Origin of the sequence: Actinoplanes sp. CA-142083 (assembly GCF_050942195.1) — a bacterium.
In the GTDB taxonomy this organism is placed as follows: domain Bacteria; phylum Actinomycetota; class Actinomycetes; order Mycobacteriales; family Micromonosporaceae; genus Actinoplanes.
Genome location: NZ_CP192076.1, coordinates 10,419,023 through 10,439,764, shown reverse-complemented (window position 1 = coordinate 10,439,764; position 20,742 = coordinate 10,419,023). Strand labels below are relative to the sequence as shown.

Sequence of the window (20,742 nt, the reverse complement as noted above, 5' to 3'; positions counted from 1 at the left end):
CACCCTACGTGGATTTGGCCCGGATCGCCTTGTCGAGAGCCTGGTCGAGCACCACGAGCAGGGCATCTCTGACCGAGGCGCGGAACCGCGCGTCGAACGAGAGAACGGGCACATCGTCACGCACAGCGAGCGCCCAGCGGACCTCCTCGAGGTTGTAGTTCATCTGCCCGTTGAACGTGTTGACGCCGACCACGAACGGCAGGCCGGCCCGCTCGAAGTAGTCCACGGCGGGGTAGCAGTCGTCGATCCGAGCCGTGTCCACCACTACCAACGCGCCCAGAGCGCCCTTGATCAGGTCGTCCCACATGAACGCGAAGCGCGACTGACCCGGCGTGCCGAAGATGTAGAGCTTCAGCGTCTGGTCGATGGTGAGGACGCCGAAGTCCATCGCGATGGTCGTGGTCGTCTTCATGGTCGCCTGGCCGGGATCGTCGATTCCGACCGACTCCGAGGTCATCTCCGCCTCGGTGGTGAGCGGGGAGATCTCCGAGATGGCGCCCACGGTTGTCGTCTTTCCGACACCGAAGCCACCGGCCACGATGATCTTTACCGGGACCGGCGCCTTCTTCGGCTTGCCGCCGCTACCCACTCGGGCGGTGCCGACGTAGTGGTCAGGTGATTGCTCGAAGTCCACGGATCACTCGCATGATGGTTTCGGGGTCGGGGGTCTCGTTGTCCAGCACGTGGACGTCCAGCTGGCCCGCGGCGCGCAGGTCGCCGACGAGGATCCGGGTGACGCCGAGGTGCAGGCGCAGCCGGGCGGAGATCTCCGCCACGGACAGTGGTTCGCCGCAGAGCGCAACGATGGCGCGCATCTCCGGCGAGAGCCGCATGGGCATCGCGGCGTGGTTGACGGTCACCTGGGTTTCCATCCCGATGTCGGGATCGGCGCCGTCGGTGCGTCCGGACGTGATGACGAACGGGCGCAGTGTCGTGGCCGTGTCGTCGGCCGGCGGTTCACCCAGGGATGTCGGGCGGTAGCCGCCGGCCGGCGGAAGGCCAGACTGCAGGAAGGGCCGGACACTCGGGCGAGCCGGGTGGGCCGGGTCGTCAGGGTCCGGATAGGTCATTGCTGGACGGCGTTCTTCAATTCCGCGATCAAACGCGGGCTCAGGGCGCCGCCGGCGCGGGTGGCGAACAGCGTCATCTCGTACGCGAGGGTGCCCAGGTTGGCCGAGCGGTCCGCGATGACGCCGAGCACCGAGCCCGCGCTGATGGCGGTGACCAGCAGGTAGCCGTCCGCCATGTCGATGATGACCCGGTTCAGCGCGCCCAGCCGGTACCAGCTGGCGGCGCCGCCGGCGAGGCTGGTCAGACCGGAGACGACCGCGGCGAGCCGCTCCGCGTTCGGCCGGTCCTTGATCGCGGACATCGCCATCAGCAGGCCGTCGGAGGAGACGGCGATTGCCTCGATCACGCCTGCGGTGCCGGAGGTGAACGAGTCCAGGAGCCAGTTGAAGGTCTTCGCCTCGGCACTTAGCTGGGCCTGGCCGTAGCCGTTGCCGGTTTCCGTGGAGTAGGGGCTAGTCATCGCGGTTGTCCCTCGGGTTGTGGCTGAGTTTCGTTCAGTGCGAGTGCGACTCCGTACTCGAACTGTTCCATCAGTGCTCGTGCGGCATCCGGATCTAGCGGAGGCGCCGGAGCGGGCGGGGGCGGGGTGTTTTGCACGTCCCGCGGCAGAGTGGCACCCGGAACCCGGCGGGCGAGGGGTGCGTGACCGGCCGACGGCGGGGCCGTCATCTCGGTCTCGGCGACGTCCCACTGGGCACGGCTGACGCCGGCCTCGAAGGCGTCGAACGCGGCGCGCGCGGCGGCCGCGTCGTCCTGCGACGGTGCGGCGATCGTCGGCCGGCTGGCCGGCTCCTCCGGCAGCTGGCTGCCGGGCACCCGGCGGCGGAGCGGTCCGCCACCCGTCGTTCCCCGCTCGGGAGCCACCGTCGGCTGGGCCTGGGCGTAGGGGTCCGGCTGGGCGTACGGGCCCGGCTGCGCGTAGGGGTCCGGCTGCGCCGGGGTCTCCGGGTACGCGGGCTGGGCGTATGCCTGCGGCACCGGCGCGCCGTACCGGGGGTCCTCGTCGGTGCGCTGGTGCGGGATGGCCGGTGCCTCCGGGTGCGGAGAGTTCCAGGTCGGCTGGGGCGCCTCGATCGGCTGCTGGTTCCAGGCCGACGGACCGGCCGCGGGCAGCTCCGGCAGCGAGGCCGGCACCCGGCCGGCGACCGGCGCGCCCAGGTCGTACCCGGGCTGCGGCGCCACCGGCGGCTCGTAGTACTGCGCGGACTGCTGCTGGTACGGCTGCGCGGGCTGCTGGTACGGCTGCTGATAAGGCTGGGCCGGCTGCTGGTACGGCTGCGACGGCTGCTGGTAGACCTGCGCCGGGGCCCACACCGGCTCCGCCTCGTACACCGGCTCGGCCTCGACCGGCGCCGCCGGCAGTGCCTCGACCACCGGCGCCGTGAGGGCCGGGCCCGCGTCGGCGCGCGGGGCCGCGAAGGCGTTCCACGACCCGCCGGACTCGAGGGTGCGGGTGGCCCGCTCCAGCACGTTGGCGTCGAACGGCAGCTGGCTGCCGGGCACCGAGGCGCGGGCCGCGGAACCGGCGATCACCTGGGCGAACTCGGCCGTGTGGTACGCCGGCGGGAGGGACGGCCCACCCGCGAACGCCGGCATCGGCGCACCCATCGTGCTGCTGGGCACCCGGGAGATCAGGTGCGCCGGGGTCAGGTCGACCCAGACCGAGACGCCGCCGCCGGGGGTGTCGGTCAGCGTGACCTCGATGCCGTGCCGGCGGGCGAGGCGGCCGACCACGAACAGGCCGAGCACCTCGGTGGGCACCAGGTCGAGGCGCTCACGGCGGGTGAGCCGGGCGTTCTCCTCGGCCATCCGCTCGGGCGTCATGCCGAGGCCGTTGTCGATGATCGCCAGGCGGGCGCCGCCGCGCAGCTCGGTCGCCGTGATCAGCACCCGGGTGTGCGGCGGGGAGAACGCGGTGGCGTTCTCCATGAGCTCGGCGAGCAGCAGGGTCAGGTCGGCGAGGACGGCCGGCACGACCACGATGTCCTCGGGGACCTCGACGTCCACCCGGGTGTAGTCCTCGATCTCACCGAGGGCCAGGCGGACGACGTCGGACAGCGACAGCGGCGCCATGTGCTCGTTCGCGCCGGCCCCACCGGAGAGCACGACCAGCGAGGACGCGTTCCGGCCCAGACGGGACGACATGTGGTCGAGCCGGTAGAGCTCGCGGAGCCGATCGCTGTCGGTCTCCTTGCGCTCCAGGTTGTCGATCAGGGCGAGCTGGCGGCCGACCAGGTTCTGCGTACGACGCCCGACGTGGCCGAACATCTGGGCCACGTTGCGCCGGCCGAGCACCTGGCGTTCCACCAGCCGCACGGCGGTGGTCTGCACCCGGTCGAACGCGCGGGCCAGGTCGCCGATCTCGTCCTGGGCCTCGACGTCGACCGGGTCGAGGCGGATCGGGCGTACCGTCTCCGCCTCGTCGTCGGCGACGCGTTCGAGCTCGGCCTCGGCGGCGCGGGCGATCCGGTCGGCCGAGACGGTCAGGCGGCGCAGCGGCCGGGCGACCGCGCGGGCCATGAAGATGCTCAGCGAGACCACCAGGAGCAGCAGGAGCAGCGAACCGCCACCGATGAGGAAGGCGTCGCGGAGTGCCGTGTCCCGGTTGTTGGTCACGATCAGGTCCACGTCCGCGGCGACCCGCTTCTCCACGAAGCCACCGAGGACGAGCACTGAGCGCAGTGACGGGAACAGCGTCTTGATGTTCAGCGAGTTGACCGCCGTGCCCGGGTCGATGGCGGCCTGGGTGAGGAAGTCGGCGCCGACCCGGGACGAGAACGCGTCCTGGGCGCCGAGGTACAGCTTGTACTGTGCGTCGGTGAAGAACGCCTGCGCGTTCAGGATCACCTGTTGCAGCTGCACCAGCGTCGAGTAGAAGAGGCTGATGAAGCCGGGCTGCTTGGTGATCGTCGCGGCCACCAGGTACGCGGACGCCTGACTGATCATGTCGTCGGAGCGCAGCGACTGCTCGAGCGCGAAGACCTGCTTGCCGACGCCCGTGGTCAGGTCGGCGCTCGAGGAGAGCGCGAGCCCGTTGATGAGCGGCGTGATCACGTTGGTGAACTCGGTGACCAGCACATCCGGGCGGATCGCGCCCGGGTTGAGCACGTTCTGCCGGGTGTTCTCGAGCCGGGACGCGCCGCGGACGGCCTTGCGCAGCTCCTTGCTGATCGGCTGATCGCCGCCGTCCTCGATGCGGGCGACCGCGTCGGTGGCCTTGGCGCTCTGCACGACGAGCTCGGGCTGCTGGATGAGACCGAACATGAAGCCGATCGAGAGCAGGCGCTCCTCCTGGAGCTCCTGGATCGCGGTGCTGACGCGGGTGGCGAGCTGGACGGTGTCCGAGGTCTTCTGCGCGTCCTGGGCGTCACTGATACGCGTGACGATGATGGGCACGCTCAGCGCCACGACGCCGAGCAGGGGAACGAGTACGAGCAGGGCGAGCTTGCCCAGAATGCGGAACTTACCGAAGAGCACCGGACCGCTCCCGCCGTGTCGGGTCGTTGTCGCCGTAGGCCGGGGCGATGTCGTACGGCCCGCCGTACGCGGCCGGGGCCGGGGACCGGCTGGCCGGGATGTCCCGGGTGGACTCGCCGATGCCGGGCGCGGCCGGCACGTTGTCGCGCCGGCGGCCGAGGGCCGGCCAGATCAGGGCGCCGAGCACCAGCAGGATCGCGAGCAGGCCCATGACGACCGCCTCGGCCCGCCGATAGGAAAGTGTGCTCGACCTGTCCTCGAGCAGCTTCGCCATCTCCTTGAGCGTGACGCCCGCCAGCGCGTTCAGCGCGGTCTGCAGGGCGGTCTGCGCAGTGGACATGGTGGCCACGTTCGGGGAACCGCCCGGGTTGGCGCCACGGGTCATCGACTCGACGCCGCGGCGGAACGAGTCGAGCGTGGTGACCAGCGAGCCGCTCAGCGTCGGGCTCTTGGTGTTGTCGACGGCGGCCTGCAGGCTCTCGGTCAGGGAGTTCACCGAGTCCTGCACGGCGAGCACCTCCTGACCGAACTGCACCGCGACGGTGCCCTTGGTCTTGGCGGGCGCGGTCTGCAGGATGTTCGCCAGGTCGCCCATCCGGCTCACCCGCACGACCGTGGCCGGCATGTCGACCGCCACCGCCTGCTGCAGGTTGGAGATGTCGCTGTCCGGGTCGCGGTTAAGCTCGGAGTTGCGCCGGACCGCGCCGTAGAGGGCGAGCGCCAGGTCGGAGACCTCGATGTGCGCCTGCAGCACCGCGAGGGAGCCGCCGGTCGCCTTGGGCAGCTTGGCGATCTTCGTGTTGAGATCGGCCCAGCGCTCCTTGGTCTTGAGATCGTCGCCGAGGCTGGCATCGGCGGCCGCGACCTTGGCGACTGCGGCGTTGAGCGAGTCGGGCGGCGCGGACACGCCCTGCACGGCCGAGGACTGGGCCTCGGCGAGGGCGCTGATCAGCGGAGTGAGGGCGGTGATGTACTCGATGCCCTTCTTCTCCAGGTCTGTCTGCGCCCGCTGATGCGAGTTCTCCTGCCAAACTCGTCCGAACAGGACCGCGCTCGGCACAAGCACCAAAACCGTCAGAATCACCGCGAGAGCGGAGCGTAAACGGGTTCGCCGGCTGTTCATTGCTTTCGTCCTCCGCCATGCAACACGCGATGAGCCGTTGGTGACGGCTACTGTCCGTAGCCGGTTGGGCGCACGGATCCGGGCCAATCTATCCGAGAAATCCTCGGGAAGCCCCTTTCCAAGGGGCAGAATTCTCTCGGCTGATCGGGGGATGCCACCGGGCCCCGCGGAGCGTTGTCGGCGCGCGTTTCGAACTCGTTATGTCGGCCCGAAGTCGCAGCGCACAGCGCCTGTGGAGTCGGTTGGCCACCGCGGAGATGGTAACGGCAGGGCGGGCCTTGAGAAAGATACAAGATTCGCAATAGGTAACGATTATGCTTCGAAGGCCTATTGACGCTGCGTAGTCGTACGATTGCTCAATGGAATGGAAATTGCACTGCGTAATGACGGGCGTTGCGCAAAACGGGCTTTTCCCCGGTTTTCACCGAGGAAAAGCCCGAAGCGGTCACAGTCGGGCGAGGGCCTTGCGCAGCGGGTCCAGACCGAGCGAGCCCAGGTTGAGGGCGTCGCGGTGGAAGGCTTTGAGGTCGAAATCGGCGCCCTTGCGCTGCTTCGTCTCCTCACGCGCCTGCATCCAGATCCGCTCGCCGACCTTGTACGACGGGGCCTGGCCCGGCCAGCCGAGGTACCTCTTCCACTCGAAGCGCAGCACCTCGTCGGACATCCGCACGTGGCCGCGCAGGAACTCCCAGCCCAGCTCCGGCGTCCAGCGCTCGCCGGGGTGGAAGCCGAACGGGTTGTCGCGGGGGATCTCGTACTCCAGGTGCATGCCGATGTCGACGATCACCCGGGCCGCGCGCAGCGCCTGGCCGTCGAGCATGCCGAGCCGGTCGCCCGGGTCCTCCAGGTAGCCCAGCTCGTCCATCAGCCGCTCGGCGTAGAGCGCCCAGCCCTCGCCGTGCCCCGAGCACCAGCAGAGCAGCCGCCGCCAGCGGTTGAGCAGGTCCTTGCGGAGCATGGTCTGGCTGACCTGCAGGTGATGGCCGGGCGCGCCCTCGTGGTAGACCGTCGTGACCTCGCGCCAGGTGGAGAACTCGGTGATCCCCTCGGGGACCGCCCACCACATCCGGCCGGGACGGGAGAAGTCCTCGCTCGGGCCGGTGTAGTAGATGCCGCCGTCGCTGGTCGGGGTCAGGCAGCACTCGATCTTGCGGGCCGGCGGCTCGATGTCGAAATGCGTGCCGTTCAGCTCGCTGATCGCCTTGTCGGCGAGCGCCTGCATCCAGTCGCGGAACGCCTCCTTGCCCGGGATGCGGCGGGCCGGGTCGGCGTCGAGGACGGCCACCGCCTCGTCGACCGTGGCGCCGGAGCCGGCGATCGCCGCCGAGACCACGGCCATCTCACGCTCCAGCCGGTGAAGCTCGGCGAAGCCCCAGAGGTACGTCTCGTGCAGGTCGACCTTGGCGCCCAGGAAGTACTGCGAGGCGAGCGCGTACCTCTCCTCGCCGGCCGCCTCCTTGTCGCGGCCGACCGGGGCCAGCTCGTCGCGCAGGAACGCCGCGAAGCCGGCGGTGGCCGCGGTCGCCGCCGCGGCGCCGCGCTCGAGCTCGGTGGCGAGCGCGCCGCTCGCGCCGACCCGCCCGGCCAGGCCGTGGAAGAAGTTGTCGCGCGCCGGGTCGGTCCAGGCGTCGCACTGCTCGGCGACGGCCAGCAGCTGGGGGCGGGCGCTGACCCGGCCGGCCGCCGCCTCCTCCCGCAGGGTCGTCTTGTACTGCTCTATCGCGGGGGCGAAGCCGTTGAGCCGGGCCGCGATGTTGGCGACCGCCTCCTCGCCCTCGGTGGGCATGACGTCGAAGACCCCGCGCAGGCCGTGCAGGCCGCTGGAGATCACGCTGACCGCGCTCTTGGTGTAGCCCGCGTCGTAGGTGGCGAGCTCGAGGCCGAGGCGCTCGATCATGGCGTCTTTCGCCACCTGCTCGATCTCGTGCTCGGGCTCGATCCCATCGAGGTCGTTGAGGGTGCGCCGCACGTGCTCGGCCTGGGCCGCGAAGCCCTCCGGAGAAAGGTCGTCGGTCTTGTCGTCATGCCCGGCGATGCCCACGTAGGTCGCGCCGGTCGGGCTCAGCTCGGCCCACTCGGTGACGTAACGGTCGGCCAGGTCGTCAATTCGTCCCACCCTCGCGACCATACGGGACGTCGTCCCTATTTGTGACCCGCGGTCCACTCCAGCAGGCGTTCCATGGGCCAGGTGTTGACCACCCGCTCGGCCGGCACCCCGCACAGGGCGGCCCGCTCGCAGCCGTTGCGCAGCCAGTCGAGCTGGCCCGGCGCGTGCGCGTCGGTGTCGATGCTGAACAGGCAGCCGGCCTCGACCGCGACGGTCAGCATCCGCTTGGGCGGGTCGAGCCGGTCCGGCCGTGAGTTGATCTCGATCGCCTTGCCGTGCTCGAGGCACGCCTCGATGACCTTGTCGAGCTCGAAGGTGCTCGGCGGCCGGGTGCGGCCGGCCCGGTGGCCCCGGTCGCCCTCGCCGGCCGCCGACACCTTGCGGCCGGTCATGTGGCCGAGGATGTCGAGGTGCGGGTTGGCGATCGCGTTCACCATCCGCCGGGTCATCCGGGGCGACTCGTCGCGAAGCTTGCTGTGCACGGAGCCGACCACCACGTTGAGCCGGGCCAGCAGATCGTCCTCCTGGTCGAGCGACCCGTCGTCGAGGATGTCGACCTCGATGCCGGTGAGCACCCGGAAGCCGTCGGGTAATGCGTCGTTGAGCCTGGCGACCCGGTCGAGCTGCTGGCGCAGCCGGGCCGGGGACAGGCCGTTGGCCACAGTCAGCCGCGGCGAGTGGTCGGTGAGCACGAGGTACTCGTGGCCGAGCTCGACCGCGGCGAGCGCCATCTCCTCGATCGGCGAGCCGCCGTCCGACCAGTCCGAATGGGAGTGGCAGTCACCGCGCAGCGCCTCCCGCAGCGCGGCCGCGGCGACCGGCAGGTCAGTGCCCTCGGTCGTGCGCACCCGGCGCAGGTAGACCGGCTCCTCGCCGGCCAGCGACTCGGCGATGCAGCGGGCCGTGACGTCGCCGACCCCCTGCAGCTTGGCCAGGGTGCCCGCGGCGGCCCGCTCGGCGAGTTCCTCGGCCGGGACCTTGGCGATCGCGGCGGCGGCCGAGCGGAACGCGCGCACCCGATACGTCGCCTCGTTCGCCCGCTCCAGATAGAAGGCGATGCGCCGGAGATCGTCGACCGGATCACGAGAAGCCATGACCGCTAGGTTAGGCGGTTACGCTCGGGCTCGTGCGGACGATCGACTGGGTGGACGGGGCCGTCGAGATCATCGACCAGACGGTGCTCCCCAAAGAAGTACGTGTGCTGCGCCTGCACACGGTGCCGGAGCTGGTCGCCGCGATCCAGTCGCTGGCGGTCCGGGGCGCGCCGGCGCTCGGGGTTGCGGGCGCCTTCGGCGTGGCGCTGGCCGCCCGGGTGCACGCGGACGATCCGCAGGCGCTGGCCGCCGCGGTCGCGCGGGTCGAGACCGCCCGGCCCACCGCGGTCAACCTGGCCCGGGGCGCGCGGCGGGCGGCGGCGCTGCTGCCACGCGGGCCCGAGGCGGTGCTGGCCGAGGCCTGCGCCATCCGCGACGAGGAGGCCGCGGCGTCGCGGGCGATGGCGAGCCGCGGCGCCGACCTGATCCTCGAGCTCTGCGGCAACCGCCCGCGGCTGCTCACCCACTGCAACACCGGCGGGCTGGCCGCGGTCACCCTCGGCACCGCGCTCGGCGTCGTCTTCGAGCTGCATCAGCGCGGCACGCTGGCGGGCGTGATCGCCAGCGAGACCCGGCCGCTGCTGCAGGGCGCTCGCCTCACCTCGTGGGAGCTGTCCCAGTGGGGGATCCAGCACCGGGTCGCGGTCGACTCGGCCGGCCCGTTCCTGATGGCCCGCGGCGAGGTCGACGCCGTGATCCTCGGCGCCGACCGGATCTGCGCGAACGGCGACGTGATCAACAAGATCGGCACGTACTCGCACGCGCTCGGCGCCCAGCGGGCCGGCATCCCGTTCGTCGTGGTCGCCCCCGAGTCGACTGTGGACGTCGACACGCCCAGCGGCGACGCGGTCCCGATCGAGGACCGCGGCGCCGCCGAGATCACCCCCTGGTCCGACGCGGTGAACCCGGCCTTCGATGTCACCCCGCGCGACCTGGTCACCGCGATCGTCACCGACCGGCGGGTGATCAGACCTTAGGCTTCCAGGGGCTCAACCACGGGGTCTCCGGCCAGCCCTCGGCGGCGGCCATCAACGGATACGCCGTGGCGCCGTCGACCGACTCGCGCACGATGTCGGCGTGGCCCGCGTGACGGGCCGTCTCCTCGATCAGGTGCAGCAGGATCCAGCGGATCGTCCAGTGGGTCAGGTCTTTACGGTTCCACGGCACGGAATGGTCGATCTCGATGCGGAAGTCGAGGTCGCCCAGCTCGATGACCGACTTTTCGGTCTGCTCGGCGACCCGGTCGTAGCGGGCGAACACGTCGTCGATCGACTCGCCGTCGGCCAGCTTGAAGTCGTCGGCATAGCGCTGGTAATCCACCGACTGCGGCTCGCGCCGGATCGTGGACAGCCAGTTCTCCTCGGTTGAGGCGCAGTGCTTGATGATGCCGCCGACGCTGAGCTCGCTCGCCGAGGGCGTGGCGCGCAGCTGCTCGTCGGTGAGGCCGTAGGCGGACAGCCGCACCACGTACCTCATCTGGGCGAGATAGGCGAGCAGGCCCTCCTGCTCGTTGTGCACGGGACCGACCTGACCAGGCATGTCATCTCCTTGGGCTTTTCTCGAGCCTAGGAATCAATGCGGACAGTTTCGGGCCGCATTGTCGTGACGCTGCCATGATTTTCGGCGACCGCGGTGACCCAGCCGCCGCCCCGGCCGAGGTCGAGGAGACGGTCGGCCTCGGCCGGCATCTCCTCCGGGGCGCCGCCCCGCGCGGGCCAGTGCTGCCGCAGCTCCGCGCCGATCGCCACCAGCGGGGTGAGAAAGCGGACCGGGTCGGTGGCCAGCGCCGCGTCCATCCGCTCGAGCCCGTCGAGCAGCCCGCGCAGCACGTCGCGGACGGCGGTCGCGTTGCCGCCGCACATCGCCACGATCAGCTCGGCCCGGGTGGCGGCGACCCGGGTGCCGTCCCGGAACGATCCGGCGGCCAGGGTGCCGGCCAGCGGGTTTCCCTCGAGCTGGCGGGCCAGCGCGCTGGCGAACAGGTGCGGCACGTGGCTGATCTGGGCGACGGCCCGGTCGTGCTCGGCGGCGGTGACCGGCACGACCCGCGCGCCTATCGCGGTGAACAGCGCCGCCAGCGTCAGCCAGTCGCCGAGATCGGTCTCGTGCGGCTCGAGGCAGAGCACCCACGCGCACCCCTCGAACAGCGCCGGCTCGGCCGCCGCGAATCCGGAGGTCTCCTTGCCGGCCATCGGGTGCCCGCCGACGAACCGTCGCAGGCCGTGCTTGACGGCCAGGTCGCGCACCGGTCCTTTGACCGAGGTGACGTCGGTGATCAGGCCGTCGTGACCTGCGAGCTGGGCGATCAATTCGGGCAGGACCGGCATCGGTACGGCGAGAGCGACGAGCTCCGCGTCCGCGACCGCCTCGGCGACCGACCCCCGCACTGTCCAGCCCGCGTTTTCCGCCAGGTCACGGGTCGCCGGGTCGGCGTCGTACCCGATCACCCGGTGCCCCGCCGCGGCCAGCGCTTGCAGCAGCGAGCCGCCGATGAGCCCGAGTCCGATCACCGCCACGTCCACCCCGGAACTCTCCCACACCTGCCAAGATCAGCCGTTCGGACCAGGAGGGGATCACCCGTCCCACCTGCGCATTCTGTCCGTTTTGCACCTGCCAAGCAGGCCCGCCTGGACATTACGGTTTCCTCGTGACTTACCGGGGGAAAACACTCAGCATCGGACTTTCCGCGGCGGCGCTCGCCCTCGCCGCCGCGGCCGCGCCCGCCCAGGCGCAGTCCTCGGACAGCATGCCCAGCTTCAACGGCGCGGTGCTCGCCATCGCGTACTCGGGGAATGTCGCCTTTGTCGGTGGCGATTTCACCGCCGCCATCGTCCGCGGCAAGCAGGTGGCCCGCGGCCACCTCGCGGCCGTCGACGCCCGCACCGGAAACCTGCTGCCCTGGGCGCCCGCCGCCGACGGCCGGGTCAAGGCGATCGTGGTCAGTGGAAGCTCGGTCTACCTCGCCGGCGACTTCGGCACGGTCGGCGGGCAGAAGCGGGACAGCCTAGCCCGGGTCGACGCCACCAGCGGCACGCTCTCCGCCACCTTCAAGCACGCGATCAGCGGACGGCCCTACGCGATCGCGGCCGGCGGCAACCGCCTCTACCTCGGCGGCGCGATCACCGCGGTCGACGGCCAGGCGCGCACCCGGCTGGCCGCCTTCAACCTCAGCACCGGAGCGCTCGACGCCCGCTGGCGCCCCACCGCCGACGACCAGGTAGAGACGGTCGCGACCGGCGGCGGACGGGTCTACGCCGGCGGCAAATTCCACAAGATCAACAGCATTTCCGGGTACGACCGGCTGGCCGCCCTCGACCCGGTCAGCGGCGCGATCATCACCGCCTTCAAGCCGCGGCCGCCCTTCATCACGTACGCGATCGCCGTCACCGCGGACGGCATCTACTCGGCCCACGGCGGCCAGGGTGGACGCGTCAGCGCCTACACGCCTGGCGGGACGCTGCGCTGGTCGGCGACCTTCGACGGCGACGCGCAGGCGGTCACCGTGCTCGGCGATGTGGTCTACGCCGGCGGGCACTTCGACCGGGCGTGCAGCACCGCCCGCACCGGCACCCAGGGCTTGTGCGTCGACGGCTCCGACAACCGCGTGAAGCTGGCGGCGCTCGCCGTCGGCGACGGCCACCTGCTCGACTGGACCGCCGACGCCAACGGGGTCGAAGGGGTGCTGGCCCTGGCCAGCAACGCCGCGACCGGCACGGTCGCGATGGGCGGCGCCTTCACCACCGTGGACGGGCGCGCCCAGAAGCGGTTCGCCCAGTTCAGCGAGGGCTAGAAGCTTTCCTCCGCCGGGAGATCGCATTCGGCAGCGACTTTTCTCCCGGCAGCGCGGGGCCGCACCTTTGGGCGAGGGTGTGGCCCCGCGCGCTTTCAGGCCTTGCAGTTGTGCGAGCGCTTCCAGGCGGCGACGGTGGCGACCGGGCTCTTCTGGCCGCCGCCGCGCCACGAAGTCAGATAGGTGGCCGGCCAGACCACACCGCGGCGGACCTTCCAGTCGCCGGTCTTGGCGCACGGCGGAGAGATGCCGTAGTGGAGGTGGCAGACGCCGCTCGAGTTGCCGGTCTTGCCGACCTTGCCGAGCTGCTGGCCGGCCGTCACCTTCGTGCCGGCCCGGATGCCGTCGAGCACCTTGCTCAGGTGCGAGCCGTAGTAGCGCACGCCGTCGTCGCCGAGGATCGACACCGACAGGCCGCCGTTGTTCGGGCCGTCGGGGGCGCCTTCGACGTACGCGTCCTTGAGGCTCACCTCGAGCACGACGCCGCTGGTCGTGGCGACCACCGTCTCGCCGCAGTCGGCGAAGATGTCGGTGGCGGGATATTTCGAGTGGGTCGGGTGGAACGCCACGTTCGACGCCTTGACCGGGAAGACGTACTTCACCTTGGCCTTCTTGGAAGGCGTGGGGGACGTGCTCGGCGTCGCCGGCGTCGCGCTGGTCGCGGGCGGGGGCTGAGCCGAGGTGGGCGGCGCCGGCACGGAGGACCCGCCGGTGGCCTGCGGCTCCACGAACTGCGGGGTAGCCACGTTCGACACGCCGCCGGCCGCGTCGCCACAGGCGGCCACGGTCATGGCCGCGGCGGTCAGGCCGGTGAGGGTACGAAGCAGGCGCACCGCGCCATCCTGGCAGAACTCGGCGGGTCGTGCCGTCCCGCGCTCGCTAGGCTGGCCTTGGCGGGTGAGGCTACGCAGGAGGAGGCGCCGTGACCGAGAGGGAGCCGTCCTGGCCGGGTACGCCCCCGTCCGGGCCCCCGCCCGCCGCCGACCCCCCTGCTGGCGACCGTGCCGCTTCCGACCGCGCTGCCACCGACCGGGCCGCCGCCGACCCCACCGACTTGGCCCGGCCGGCCGACGTGCTCCCGCCGGCCGTCTATATGCGCCCGGCGCCTCGACCGGGGCCGCCCGCTGTGCCGCAGTCGGTCATGCATGCCGCGCCACAGCCAGTCCCGCACGGTGGGCCGCACCCTGTTCCGCACGGCGGGCCGCAGCCGTTCCTGCACGGTGGGCCGCAGTCTGTTCCGCACGGCGGGCCACACCCTGTTCCGCACGGTGGGCCGCAGTTCGCTCCGCCGGCGGTGCCGATGTATGCGCGGCCGCCCGGTGGTTACGTGCCGCCGCCGGCCCGGCCGCCGTCGGGGCTCTTCCCGGGGCCGACCCGGCCGGTCTTCCGCGAGCCGCACCCGGTGGCGGCGGCGCCGGTGCTGTCCGGGTTCGGCGCGGCGCTGCTCTGGTTCGCGCTCTTCGGCGGCCTCGCTCACGACCTCGCCGCGTACGCGTGGTGGACCCTGGTGGCGGCGATCACCGCATGGGCCGTGGCGATCGTCCTGACCGTCCTCGGCGATCGCGGCGCCGCGGTCGGCGTGGCCCTGGCGAGCGGGCTCGGACTATCGATAGCCATGGCCTTCGTGGGCGCCCGGTGGATCGCCACGTACGACTGGCCTTTGTGGTGAAAAGCACGGTTTAGAAGGCGACCCGATGTGCCGTCCTGATCGCCGTCCGCACTGGGCCTTGACGGGCGACGCGGCGGTGGGCACGCTCGGCTTCATGGCCCCCTCACCGCCACGGCTCGACCCCGATCGTCGCCGTCGCCGTCTGGAGTTGCTGGCAGCTCTCGCCGATGCGAAAGCGCGGGAGTCCGCCCAGCCGCAGCGGCTTCGCGGGGCACGTCTCCGCGAGCTCATCGCCACGCGCCGTCGCCTGGCCAACTGACTTCCAACCCTTTTGGGGGCGTGGCGCGCCGCGCCCGCCGTTCTTCCCGCTACCGTCACTCGCTGAAGACAAAAGTCGCGTGGGGGGAAAACTTGTCGACTTTCGCAGCCGCCGTCGCACGGGGCAAGAACGGGTGGACGGCGTCCGAGCTGGACCTGACCGGCCTCGCCGACATCGACGAGGTGGTGGACGCGCTGCGCGACGTCGAGCCGGACGCCGACGTGGCGCTGCTCTTCGTCGAGAGCGACGACCAGTACCTGGCGATCGTCCGCCTCGACGAGGGGGAGGACCTTCGGGTCTTCGGCTCCGACTCGGCGTTCGTCGAGGAGTCGCGGATCGGGGCGGTGCTGCTCGGCGAGATCGAGGCGCCGGCCGCGCTCGAGATCGACGACCTGACGTCGGGGGACGAGGAGGAGGACTCGGACAGTCCGTCTCCCGATCCCGACGCCGACCCGGTCGGTGACGCCGATCTGCTGAACGACCTCGGGATCAACTCGAAGCGCCTGCTCGCTCTCTGCGGCCAGGAGGGGATGCTGCCCTCCGACGTGACCGCCGAGATCTGCCAGCGGATCGGCTGCGGTGACGAGGTGGAAGAGCTGCGCGAGGCGTGAGCGCGTGAGTCTCGCTCCGACTGCCCAGCATGTGACCTGGATGCGACGGGCGATCGCGGTCGCGTCGGCGTTTCCGGAGGACGTTCCCGTCGGGGCGGTGGTCTACGGCCCCGACGGGATGGAGCTGGCCGCCGCGGGCAACGAGCGGGAGGCGACCGGGGATCCGACGGCGCACGCCGAGATCCTCGCGCTGCGCCGGGCCGCGGTGATCCTCGGCAGCTGGCGGCTCGAGGGGTGCTCGCTCGTGGTCACGCTGGAGCCCTGCACGATGTGCGCGGGGGCGCTGGTGCTGGCCCGGGTGTCGACGCTTGTCTTCGGGGCGTGGGAGCCCAAGACGGGCGCGGTCGGGTCGCTCTGGGACGTCGTACGGGATCGCCGTATCAATCATCGGCCGGAGGTCTATTCCGGCGTTCTCGAGTCCGAGTGTGCGGCATTGCTGAGGGACTTCTTCAGCCGAGAATGACGGCGCTCAGCCGACCGGCTCCGTTTTGCTCCGCGGGGATCGCCTTGTAACCGGGTTACAAGGCGATCGCGGGAGCGGGCCCCCTTCGTACCGGATCGGGGTTGCCCTATGCGCGAAGAGTGACGGCGCGGCAGTGAGCTAGGCGGCGCCGGCGATCGCGGTCTCGAGGCCGATCCGGACCATGTCGCCGAAGCCCTGCTCGCGCTGGGCCGAGTCCATCTTCTCGCCGGTCTTGATGTGATCGCTCACGGTGAGGATTGTCAGCGCCTTGGCGCCGTAACGCGCAGCGATGGTGTAGATCGCCGCGGACTCCATCTCGACGGCGAGCACCCCGTAGTCGGCCAGGGCGTCGTAGAGATCGGGACGGTCGGTGTAGAAAGCGTCGGCGGCCAGGATCGGGCCCACCCGCATCGCTGTGCCGTGCCGCTCGGCCACCTCGACCGCGGTGCGCAGGAGGTCGAAATTCGCGACCGGCGCGTAGTCGATCAGGCCGTCGAAGCGGGCACGGTTCATGTTGGAGTCGGTGGCCGAGCCGATCGCCGCAAGCACGTCGCCAAGGCGAAGATCGGGCGCGAGCGCGCCGCAGGATCCGATCCGGATGACCGACTCCACGCCGTACTCGTTGATCAGCTCGTGGGTGTAGATGGACGCCGATGGCATGCCCATGCCGGAGCCCTGCACCGAAACCCGGACGCCCTGGTAGGTGCCGGTGAAGCCGAGCATCCCGCGGACCTGGGTGTAGCACTTCGCGTCCTGCAGGAAGGTCTCGGCGATCCACTTCGCCCGCATCGGGTCGCCGGGGAGCAGAACCCGCTCGGCGATGTCGCCCGGCTGCCCGCCGATGTGCACGCTCATGCTTCGTGCTCCTCTCGCTTGGTCATGCCGCCGATCCTGCCAGGTCAGCGCCGCTTCACGGGGCAATGGGTGACCCGGCGGCAAGGTCCGGCAAGCGTCCGGTAACCTTCTTCCCGGTGGTGTGTCCGAGCGGCCTAAGGAGCACGCCTCGAAAGCGTGTGAGGGTTTACGCCCTCCAAGGGTTCAAATCCCTTCACCACCGCCACTGCCCGGCGGCTCCGTTCTTCGCGGACCGCCGGGCTTTTTCATGCGCGCGTCGCGCCGGTTTGTCCGTGCTTTCGGTTACCGACAAGAGTCACGCTCTGTGCCTAAAAACCGGTCCACCGTACGGGTCGGGGGGCACTCGGCCGAACGGGTGTTCTCCATGATCAGATGTCATGCACGTAACGCGGTCGTTTCGGCGTCCGAAGGCCCTCGGCACTAGCTGGGTCGATTACCCGAAGTGACGATGACGGGACGGCCCTAATACCGGCACTGTTGCGCAAGTCACGTAGCCAAAAACCACCGGATCAGACAATGCGCTCCAACCGCCTGGTGAGAACTTTTCACAAGATTGCTCTACACCGATCTCGTGGGTCTGTCCTAGATTTGACATGTGAGAGTTGAGCATCACTGGTGGAATGGTGACATGCGGCTTGCTCGCCGCGATGTCTACGTACGCACCGACGGCGCACTCTGGGAAGTAGAGGCTCAGATGGGCGGCCCGGAGGGCAAGTCGAAGGTGCAGCAGTGTCCAGGCAAGGCCTCAGCCTTGATCCTGGCGGATGCGTGGCGCGGACCACGCTGGCAGTGGCGCGAGATCTGAGGCGCCTTGGGCCGGCTGCGCCGCCTGCTTGACTCATCGGCCAGCCGAATTTTCGTTACGGGCCGGACCCCAACCCCCGGGGTCCGGCCCGTACACGTCGAACCGGACTGTTTGTCCGATGACAATCAGTCAACCGGGTTTAACGTTTCACGCCATGCAGGCGACAGTCACCGACCACCGTTGCGATATCGCGGTGCTGCATCTCCGAGGCGAGCTGGACGCCGACACGGCCGAGAAGCTCCGCTCGACGCTGGCCGGTCTGCTGGAGCGACCCGTGCCCCGGATCGTGGTCGACCTTTCCGACCTCAAGTTCTGCGACTCGGTCGGGTTGAGCGCCTTCATCACCAGTAAACAGGTGATCGCCGATCGTGGCGGGTGGCTGAGCTTCGCCGGCGTCAACCCGTTCCTGCTGCGGCTGCTGGAGACGGTGGGCCTGACCCGGTACTTCGCGATCTTTCCCGAGGTGGACGACGCGATCGCCGCCGGACAGCTCTGAAGTTCCCTACAAAGACGAACGGCCGGCTCTCATCCGAGACCGGCCGTTCGTGCTGTCCTGGCTACTTGCTTGGTGGCGGAGGATACGAGATTCGAACTCGTGAGGGTGTTAACCCAACACGCTTTCCAAGCGTGCGCCCTAGGCCACTAGGCGAATCCTCCGTCGGCCAGGATACAGACATCCGTGCCGGGGCGTACGTGTGGGTCGGTGCTCGCCCCGCGACGGCGACAGGTACGCTTGGGGCCAGCCTCTCGTGCGGCGTGCATCTCGTGAACCTCCCCAGGGCCGGAAGGCAGCAAGGATAAGCGGGCTCTGACGGGTGCACGGGAGGCCCTTTCGTTTTTGGTTCTTGTCGTACCCCCGACGGACAATGGCGCGGTCGTTGAGGAGGGGTAGTGGCACTCGCTCTGTACCGCAAGTACCGTCCACGGACGTTCGCCGAGGTCATCGGGCAGGAACACGTCACCGAGCCGCTGTCGCAGGCACTGCGCAGCGGTCGGTTGCATCATGCGTACCTCTTTTCCGGGCCGCGTGGCTGTGGCAAGACGTCCAGCGCGCGCATCCTGGCCCGCTCGCTCAACTGCGAGCAGGGCCCGACGCCCGAGCCGTGCGGGGTGTGCGCGTCCTGCCGCTCGCTGGCCAACGACGGCGCCGGCTCGATCGACGTCATCGAGATCGACGCGGCCAGTCACGGCGGCGTCGACGACGCCCGCGAGCTCCGGGAAAAGGCGTTCTTCGCCCCGGCCAGCAGCCGATACAAGATCTACGTGATCGACGAGGCGCACATGGTCTCGTCGGCCGGCTTCAACGCGCTGCTCAAGCTCGTCGAGGAGCCGCCGGAGTACGTGAAGTTCATCTTCGCGACCACCGAGCCGGAAAAGGTGCTCGGCACCATCCGCTCCCGCACCCACCATTACCCCTTCCGGCTGATTCCGCCGGCGGTCCTGCGGCCCTACCTCCAGCAGCTCACCGAGGCCGAGGGTATCCACGTCGAGCCGGCCGTCTTCCCGCTCGTGGTGCGGGCCGGCGGCGGCAGCGCGCGAGACAGCCTCTCGGTGCTCGACCAGCTGATCGCCGGGGCGGGCCCCGACGGGGTTTCGTACGCGCGGGCCGTCGCCCTCCTGGGCGTCACCGACGTCACCCTGATCGACGAGATGTGCGACGCGCTGGCCGCCGGCGACGGCGCCGCGGCGTACTCGACGATCGACCGCGTCGCCGAGGCCGGCCACGACCCGCGGCGCTTCGCGTCCGACCTGCTCGAGCGCTTCCGCGACCTGATCGTCCTGCAGCAGGTGCCCGACGCGGTGACCAAGGGCCTGATCGACGGCCCCGCCGACCAGCTCGAGACGATGAGCGCCCAGGCCGGCCGGTTGGGCCCCGCGACGCTGTCCCGCTGTGCCGACATCGTGCACAACGGCTTGGTCGAGATGCGCGGGACGACCGCGCCTCGGCTGCTGCTCGAGCTGGTCACGGCGCGCATGCTGCTGCCCGGCGCCGAGGATTCGACCGGGGCGCTGCTCCAGCGCCTGGAGCGCATGGAGCGGCGGCTCACGCTGAGTGGTGACGCCCCTCTCGTACGGGATGAGGCTCCTGTCTCCGCCGCGCCGGCCGTTTCCACCGCACCAGCCGTGTCCGCTGCACCCGCTGTCTCCACCGCGGGTTCCGCTTCCGCTGCGGGGGCCGCTTCCGTTGCGGGGGTCGCTTCCGCTGCGCCGGTGGACGCGGAAGAACTCGGGGTGAGCCCGGGCGGCGCTGGCGGTGGCGGCGGTGGGCTGTCGGCGGCGCGGGCGGCCGCGGCGGCTGCCAGCCGTCGGTCTCCCACGGCGACGAGTCGGCGGCCCGGGTCTCCTTCCGGCGAGGTTGGGCCTTCTGCGCCGGCACCTGCGGCCGCTGAGCCGGCATCTCCTGCGGCGGCACCCGGGCCGGTTGCTCCTGCGGCGGCGGCGCCTGAGCCGGTTGCTCCTGCGGCGGCAGCTCGTCCGGCGTCCCCTGCGACGGCGGCAGCCTCGCCGGCGGGTTCCGCTGCGGAGGCGTCCCAGGCACCCATCTCTGCACCGCCTGCGGCTGTCTCACCGACTTCTGTTTCGCCGGATCACTATGACGACGAGCCGCCCTGGGACGACGAGCCCGAGCCTGACGCCTACGACAGCGCGCCCGCTCGCCGCCCCGAGCCGGTCGCGCCCGCCGAGCCGAGCGAGCCGGAGCGCACGCCCGCACCGCCCGTGGGAGCTCAGCGCCGCGAAGAGGCGGCCGCGGGGGCCCAGCGTGGCGAAGGGCCGGCCGCAGGAAGCCAGAGCCGCGAAGAGCCGGCCGCGGGGGCTCAGAGCCGCGAGGAGTCAGCCGTGGGGGCTCCGCGCCGGGACGAGCCCGCGCCGGTCGCCCCCGCGCGGCGGGCCGAGCCTCGGGGTGTGTTGCCGGATGCGCCGGAAGAGTCGGGCGCTGCGGCCGTGGAGCCGCCACCCGGGCAGCTGACCGTGGCGGCGGTGCGCGAAGTCTGGCCCGAGATCCTCACGGCGATCGGCCGGCGGAGCAAGCGGCTGGTAGCGCTGCTGTCCAACGCGGTGGTCCGCGATCTCGACGGGCAGACGCTCGTGCTGACCTTCCGCTATCCGAAGCACGCCGAGATGGCCGCTCCGGAGGCCCCCGCCGTGGCCAGTGCGCTCTACGAGGCGCTCGGCGGCAGGTGGGAGGTCCGCTGCGAGGTCGGCGGCGAGGCCGGAGCAGCGCCGGTCCCACCCGCGCCGCGTGGCGCCCCGGTCCACCCCGGCGAGCCTCCCGCGTCGGGACGAAACGAATCCCCGGCCGGCGTGCGCAACGGCCGGGCCGCCCAGCCCGTCCCCGGCGCCCAGCAGGCACACGCGGCCGCGGCCCGCCCGCCGCAGAGCCGTCGCCAGGAGGCCGAGTCCTCCTCCTCAGGCGACG

Annotated in this window: 19 protein-coding genes, 2 tRNA genes, 1 other RNA gene and 1 pseudogene; 11 read left to right on the top strand and 12 right to left on the bottom strand. The window is 70.9% G+C overall.

The genetic code is table 11. The features are described from left to right. Nucleotides 1–4: 4 nt before the first annotated feature. From ACQPZX_RS48310 to ACQPZX_RS48280, 7 genes are all read right to left on the bottom strand, one after another. Entirely contained in the window at nt 5–634 is a 630-nt protein-coding gene (locus ACQPZX_RS48310; protein WP_433371847.1) for a GTP-binding protein, read from the bottom strand. After that, nucleotides 612–1,070 (bottom strand): DUF742 domain-containing protein, encoded by a 459-nt coding sequence (locus ACQPZX_RS48305; protein WP_433371844.1) that lies wholly within the window; start codon nt 1,068–1,070, stop codon nt 612–614. The genes ACQPZX_RS48310 and ACQPZX_RS48305 overlap by 23 nt, the downstream gene beginning before the upstream one ends. Next, nucleotides 1,067–1,531, bottom strand: coding sequence for a roadblock/LC7 domain-containing protein (locus ACQPZX_RS48300; RefSeq protein WP_433371841.1), 465 nt, complete (start codon nt 1,529–1,531; stop codon nt 1,067–1,069). Before ACQPZX_RS48300 ends, ACQPZX_RS48305 begins: the two co-directional genes overlap by 4 nt. Next, entirely contained in the window at nt 1,528–4,548 is a 3,021-nt protein-coding gene (locus tag ACQPZX_RS48295; RefSeq protein ID WP_433371838.1) for an ATP-binding protein, read from the bottom strand. The genes ACQPZX_RS48300 and ACQPZX_RS48295 overlap by 4 nt, the downstream gene beginning before the upstream one ends. Beyond that, entirely contained in the window at nt 4,535–5,632 is a 1,098-nt protein-coding gene (locus ACQPZX_RS48290) for a hypothetical protein (protein WP_433371835.1), read from the bottom strand. Before ACQPZX_RS48290 ends, ACQPZX_RS48295 begins: the two co-directional genes overlap by 14 nt. A 484-nt stretch (nt 5,633–6,116) precedes the next feature. Next, complete coding sequence (locus ACQPZX_RS48285; RefSeq protein WP_433371832.1) at nt 6,117–7,787, bottom strand: DUF885 domain-containing protein; 1,671 nt, start codon at nt 7,785–7,787, stop codon at nt 6,117–6,119. 26 nt (nt 7,788–7,813) lie between these two features. Further along, complete coding sequence (locus tag ACQPZX_RS48280) at nt 7,814–8,872, bottom strand: PHP domain-containing protein (protein ID WP_433371829.1); 1,059 nt, start codon at nt 8,870–8,872, stop codon at nt 7,814–7,816. A gap of 32 nt (nt 8,873–8,904) precedes the next feature. Between ACQPZX_RS48280 and mtnA the strand changes: the two genes are divergently transcribed. Continuing rightward, nucleotides 8,905–9,849: an S-methyl-5-thioribose-1-phosphate isomerase gene (gene mtnA / locus ACQPZX_RS48275; protein WP_433371826.1), complete on the top strand. Its 945-nt coding sequence runs from the start codon at nt 8,905–8,907 to the stop codon at nt 9,847–9,849. Here mtnA and ACQPZX_RS48270 read toward each other — a convergent pair. Both ACQPZX_RS48270 and ACQPZX_RS48265 read right to left on the bottom strand, forming a co-directional pair. Continuing rightward, complete coding sequence (locus ACQPZX_RS48270) at nt 9,839–10,411, bottom strand: DinB family protein (protein WP_433371823.1); 573 nt, start codon at nt 10,409–10,411, stop codon at nt 9,839–9,841. The genes mtnA and ACQPZX_RS48270 overlap by 11 nt on opposite strands. 26 nt (nt 10,412–10,437) lie before the next feature. Next, on the bottom strand, nt 10,438–11,394 hold the full coding sequence (locus ACQPZX_RS48265; protein WP_433371820.1) for a prephenate dehydrogenase: 957 nt from the start codon (nt 11,392–11,394) through the stop codon (nt 10,438–10,440). Between the two features lie 125 nt (nt 11,395–11,519). Here ACQPZX_RS48265 and ACQPZX_RS48260 point away from each other — a divergent pair, with 125 nt between their 5' ends. Further along, nucleotides 11,520–12,662 (top strand): PQQ-binding-like beta-propeller repeat protein, encoded by a 1,143-nt coding sequence (locus tag ACQPZX_RS48260; RefSeq protein WP_433371817.1) that lies wholly within the window; start codon nt 11,520–11,522, stop codon nt 12,660–12,662. A gap of 95 nt (nt 12,663–12,757) precedes the next feature. Here the strand turns inward: ACQPZX_RS48260 and ACQPZX_RS48255 are convergent, their stop codons facing one another. Further along, the gene (locus ACQPZX_RS48255; protein ID WP_433385970.1) at nt 12,758–13,453 is read right to left on the bottom strand and encodes a M23 family metallopeptidase; all 696 of its coding nucleotides are present in this window, start codon (nt 13,451–13,453) and stop codon (nt 12,758–12,760) included. 131 nt (nt 13,454–13,584) lie between these two features. Between ACQPZX_RS48255 and ACQPZX_RS48250 the strand changes: the two genes are divergently transcribed. From ACQPZX_RS48250 to ACQPZX_RS48235, 4 genes are all read left to right on the top strand, one after another. Further along, entirely contained in the window at nt 13,585–14,331 is a 747-nt protein-coding gene (locus tag ACQPZX_RS48250) for a hypothetical protein (protein ID WP_433371814.1), read from the top strand. 25 nt (nt 14,332–14,356) lie between these two features. Continuing rightward, nucleotides 14,357–14,590, top strand: coding sequence for a hypothetical protein (locus ACQPZX_RS48245; protein WP_433371812.1), 234 nt, complete (start codon nt 14,357–14,359; stop codon nt 14,588–14,590). 92 nt (nt 14,591–14,682) lie between these two features. Next, nucleotides 14,683–15,201, top strand: a complete 519-nt coding sequence (locus tag ACQPZX_RS48240; protein ID WP_433371809.1) for a tRNA adenosine deaminase-associated protein — start codon at nt 14,683–14,685, stop codon at nt 15,199–15,201. A 40-nt stretch (nt 15,202–15,241) separates the two neighbouring features. Continuing rightward, nucleotides 15,242–15,664, top strand: a complete 423-nt coding sequence (locus tag ACQPZX_RS48235) for a nucleoside deaminase (RefSeq protein ID WP_433371806.1) — start codon at nt 15,242–15,244, stop codon at nt 15,662–15,664. Between the two features lie 138 nt (nt 15,665–15,802). On the opposite strand, the gene deoD is transcribed toward ACQPZX_RS48235, so the two are convergent. Next, the gene (deoD, locus tag ACQPZX_RS48230; RefSeq protein ID WP_433371803.1) at nt 15,803–16,519 is read right to left on the bottom strand and encodes a purine-nucleoside phosphorylase; all 717 of its coding nucleotides are present in this window, start codon (nt 16,517–16,519) and stop codon (nt 15,803–15,805) included. Between the two features lie 115 nt (nt 16,520–16,634). Here deoD and ACQPZX_RS48225 point away from each other — a divergent pair. The 3 genes from ACQPZX_RS48225 (at nt 16,635) to ACQPZX_RS48215 (ending at nt 17,820) form a co-directional block, all read left to right on the top strand. Further along, nucleotides 16,635–16,724: transfer RNA gene (locus tag ACQPZX_RS48225), tRNA-Ser, on the top strand. Nucleotides 16,725–17,114: 390 nt separating this feature from the next. Further along, nucleotides 17,115–17,324 (top strand): hypothetical protein, encoded by a 210-nt coding sequence (locus ACQPZX_RS48220; RefSeq protein WP_433371801.1) that lies wholly within the window; start codon nt 17,115–17,117, stop codon nt 17,322–17,324. Nucleotides 17,325–17,478: 154 nt separating this feature from the next. After that, entirely contained in the window at nt 17,479–17,820 is a 342-nt protein-coding gene (locus tag ACQPZX_RS48215) for an STAS domain-containing protein (RefSeq protein ID WP_433371798.1), read from the top strand. A 73-nt stretch (nt 17,821–17,893) separates the two neighbouring features. On the opposite strand, the gene ACQPZX_RS48210 is transcribed toward ACQPZX_RS48215, so the two are convergent. Then, a tRNA-Ser gene (locus ACQPZX_RS48210) sits at nt 17,894–17,981 on the bottom strand. A gap of 82 nt (nt 17,982–18,063) precedes the next feature. Between ACQPZX_RS48210 and ffs the strand changes: the two genes are divergently transcribed. Continuing rightward, nucleotides 18,064–18,158: signal recognition particle sRNA small type (gene ffs, locus ACQPZX_RS48205), an RNA gene on the top strand. Nucleotides 18,159–18,215: 57 nt separating this feature from the next. Then, nucleotides 18,216–19,820: pseudogene (locus tag ACQPZX_RS48200) on the top strand (DNA polymerase III subunit gamma and tau); the annotation flags it as partial. Nucleotides 19,821–20,742 lie beyond the last annotated feature (922 nt).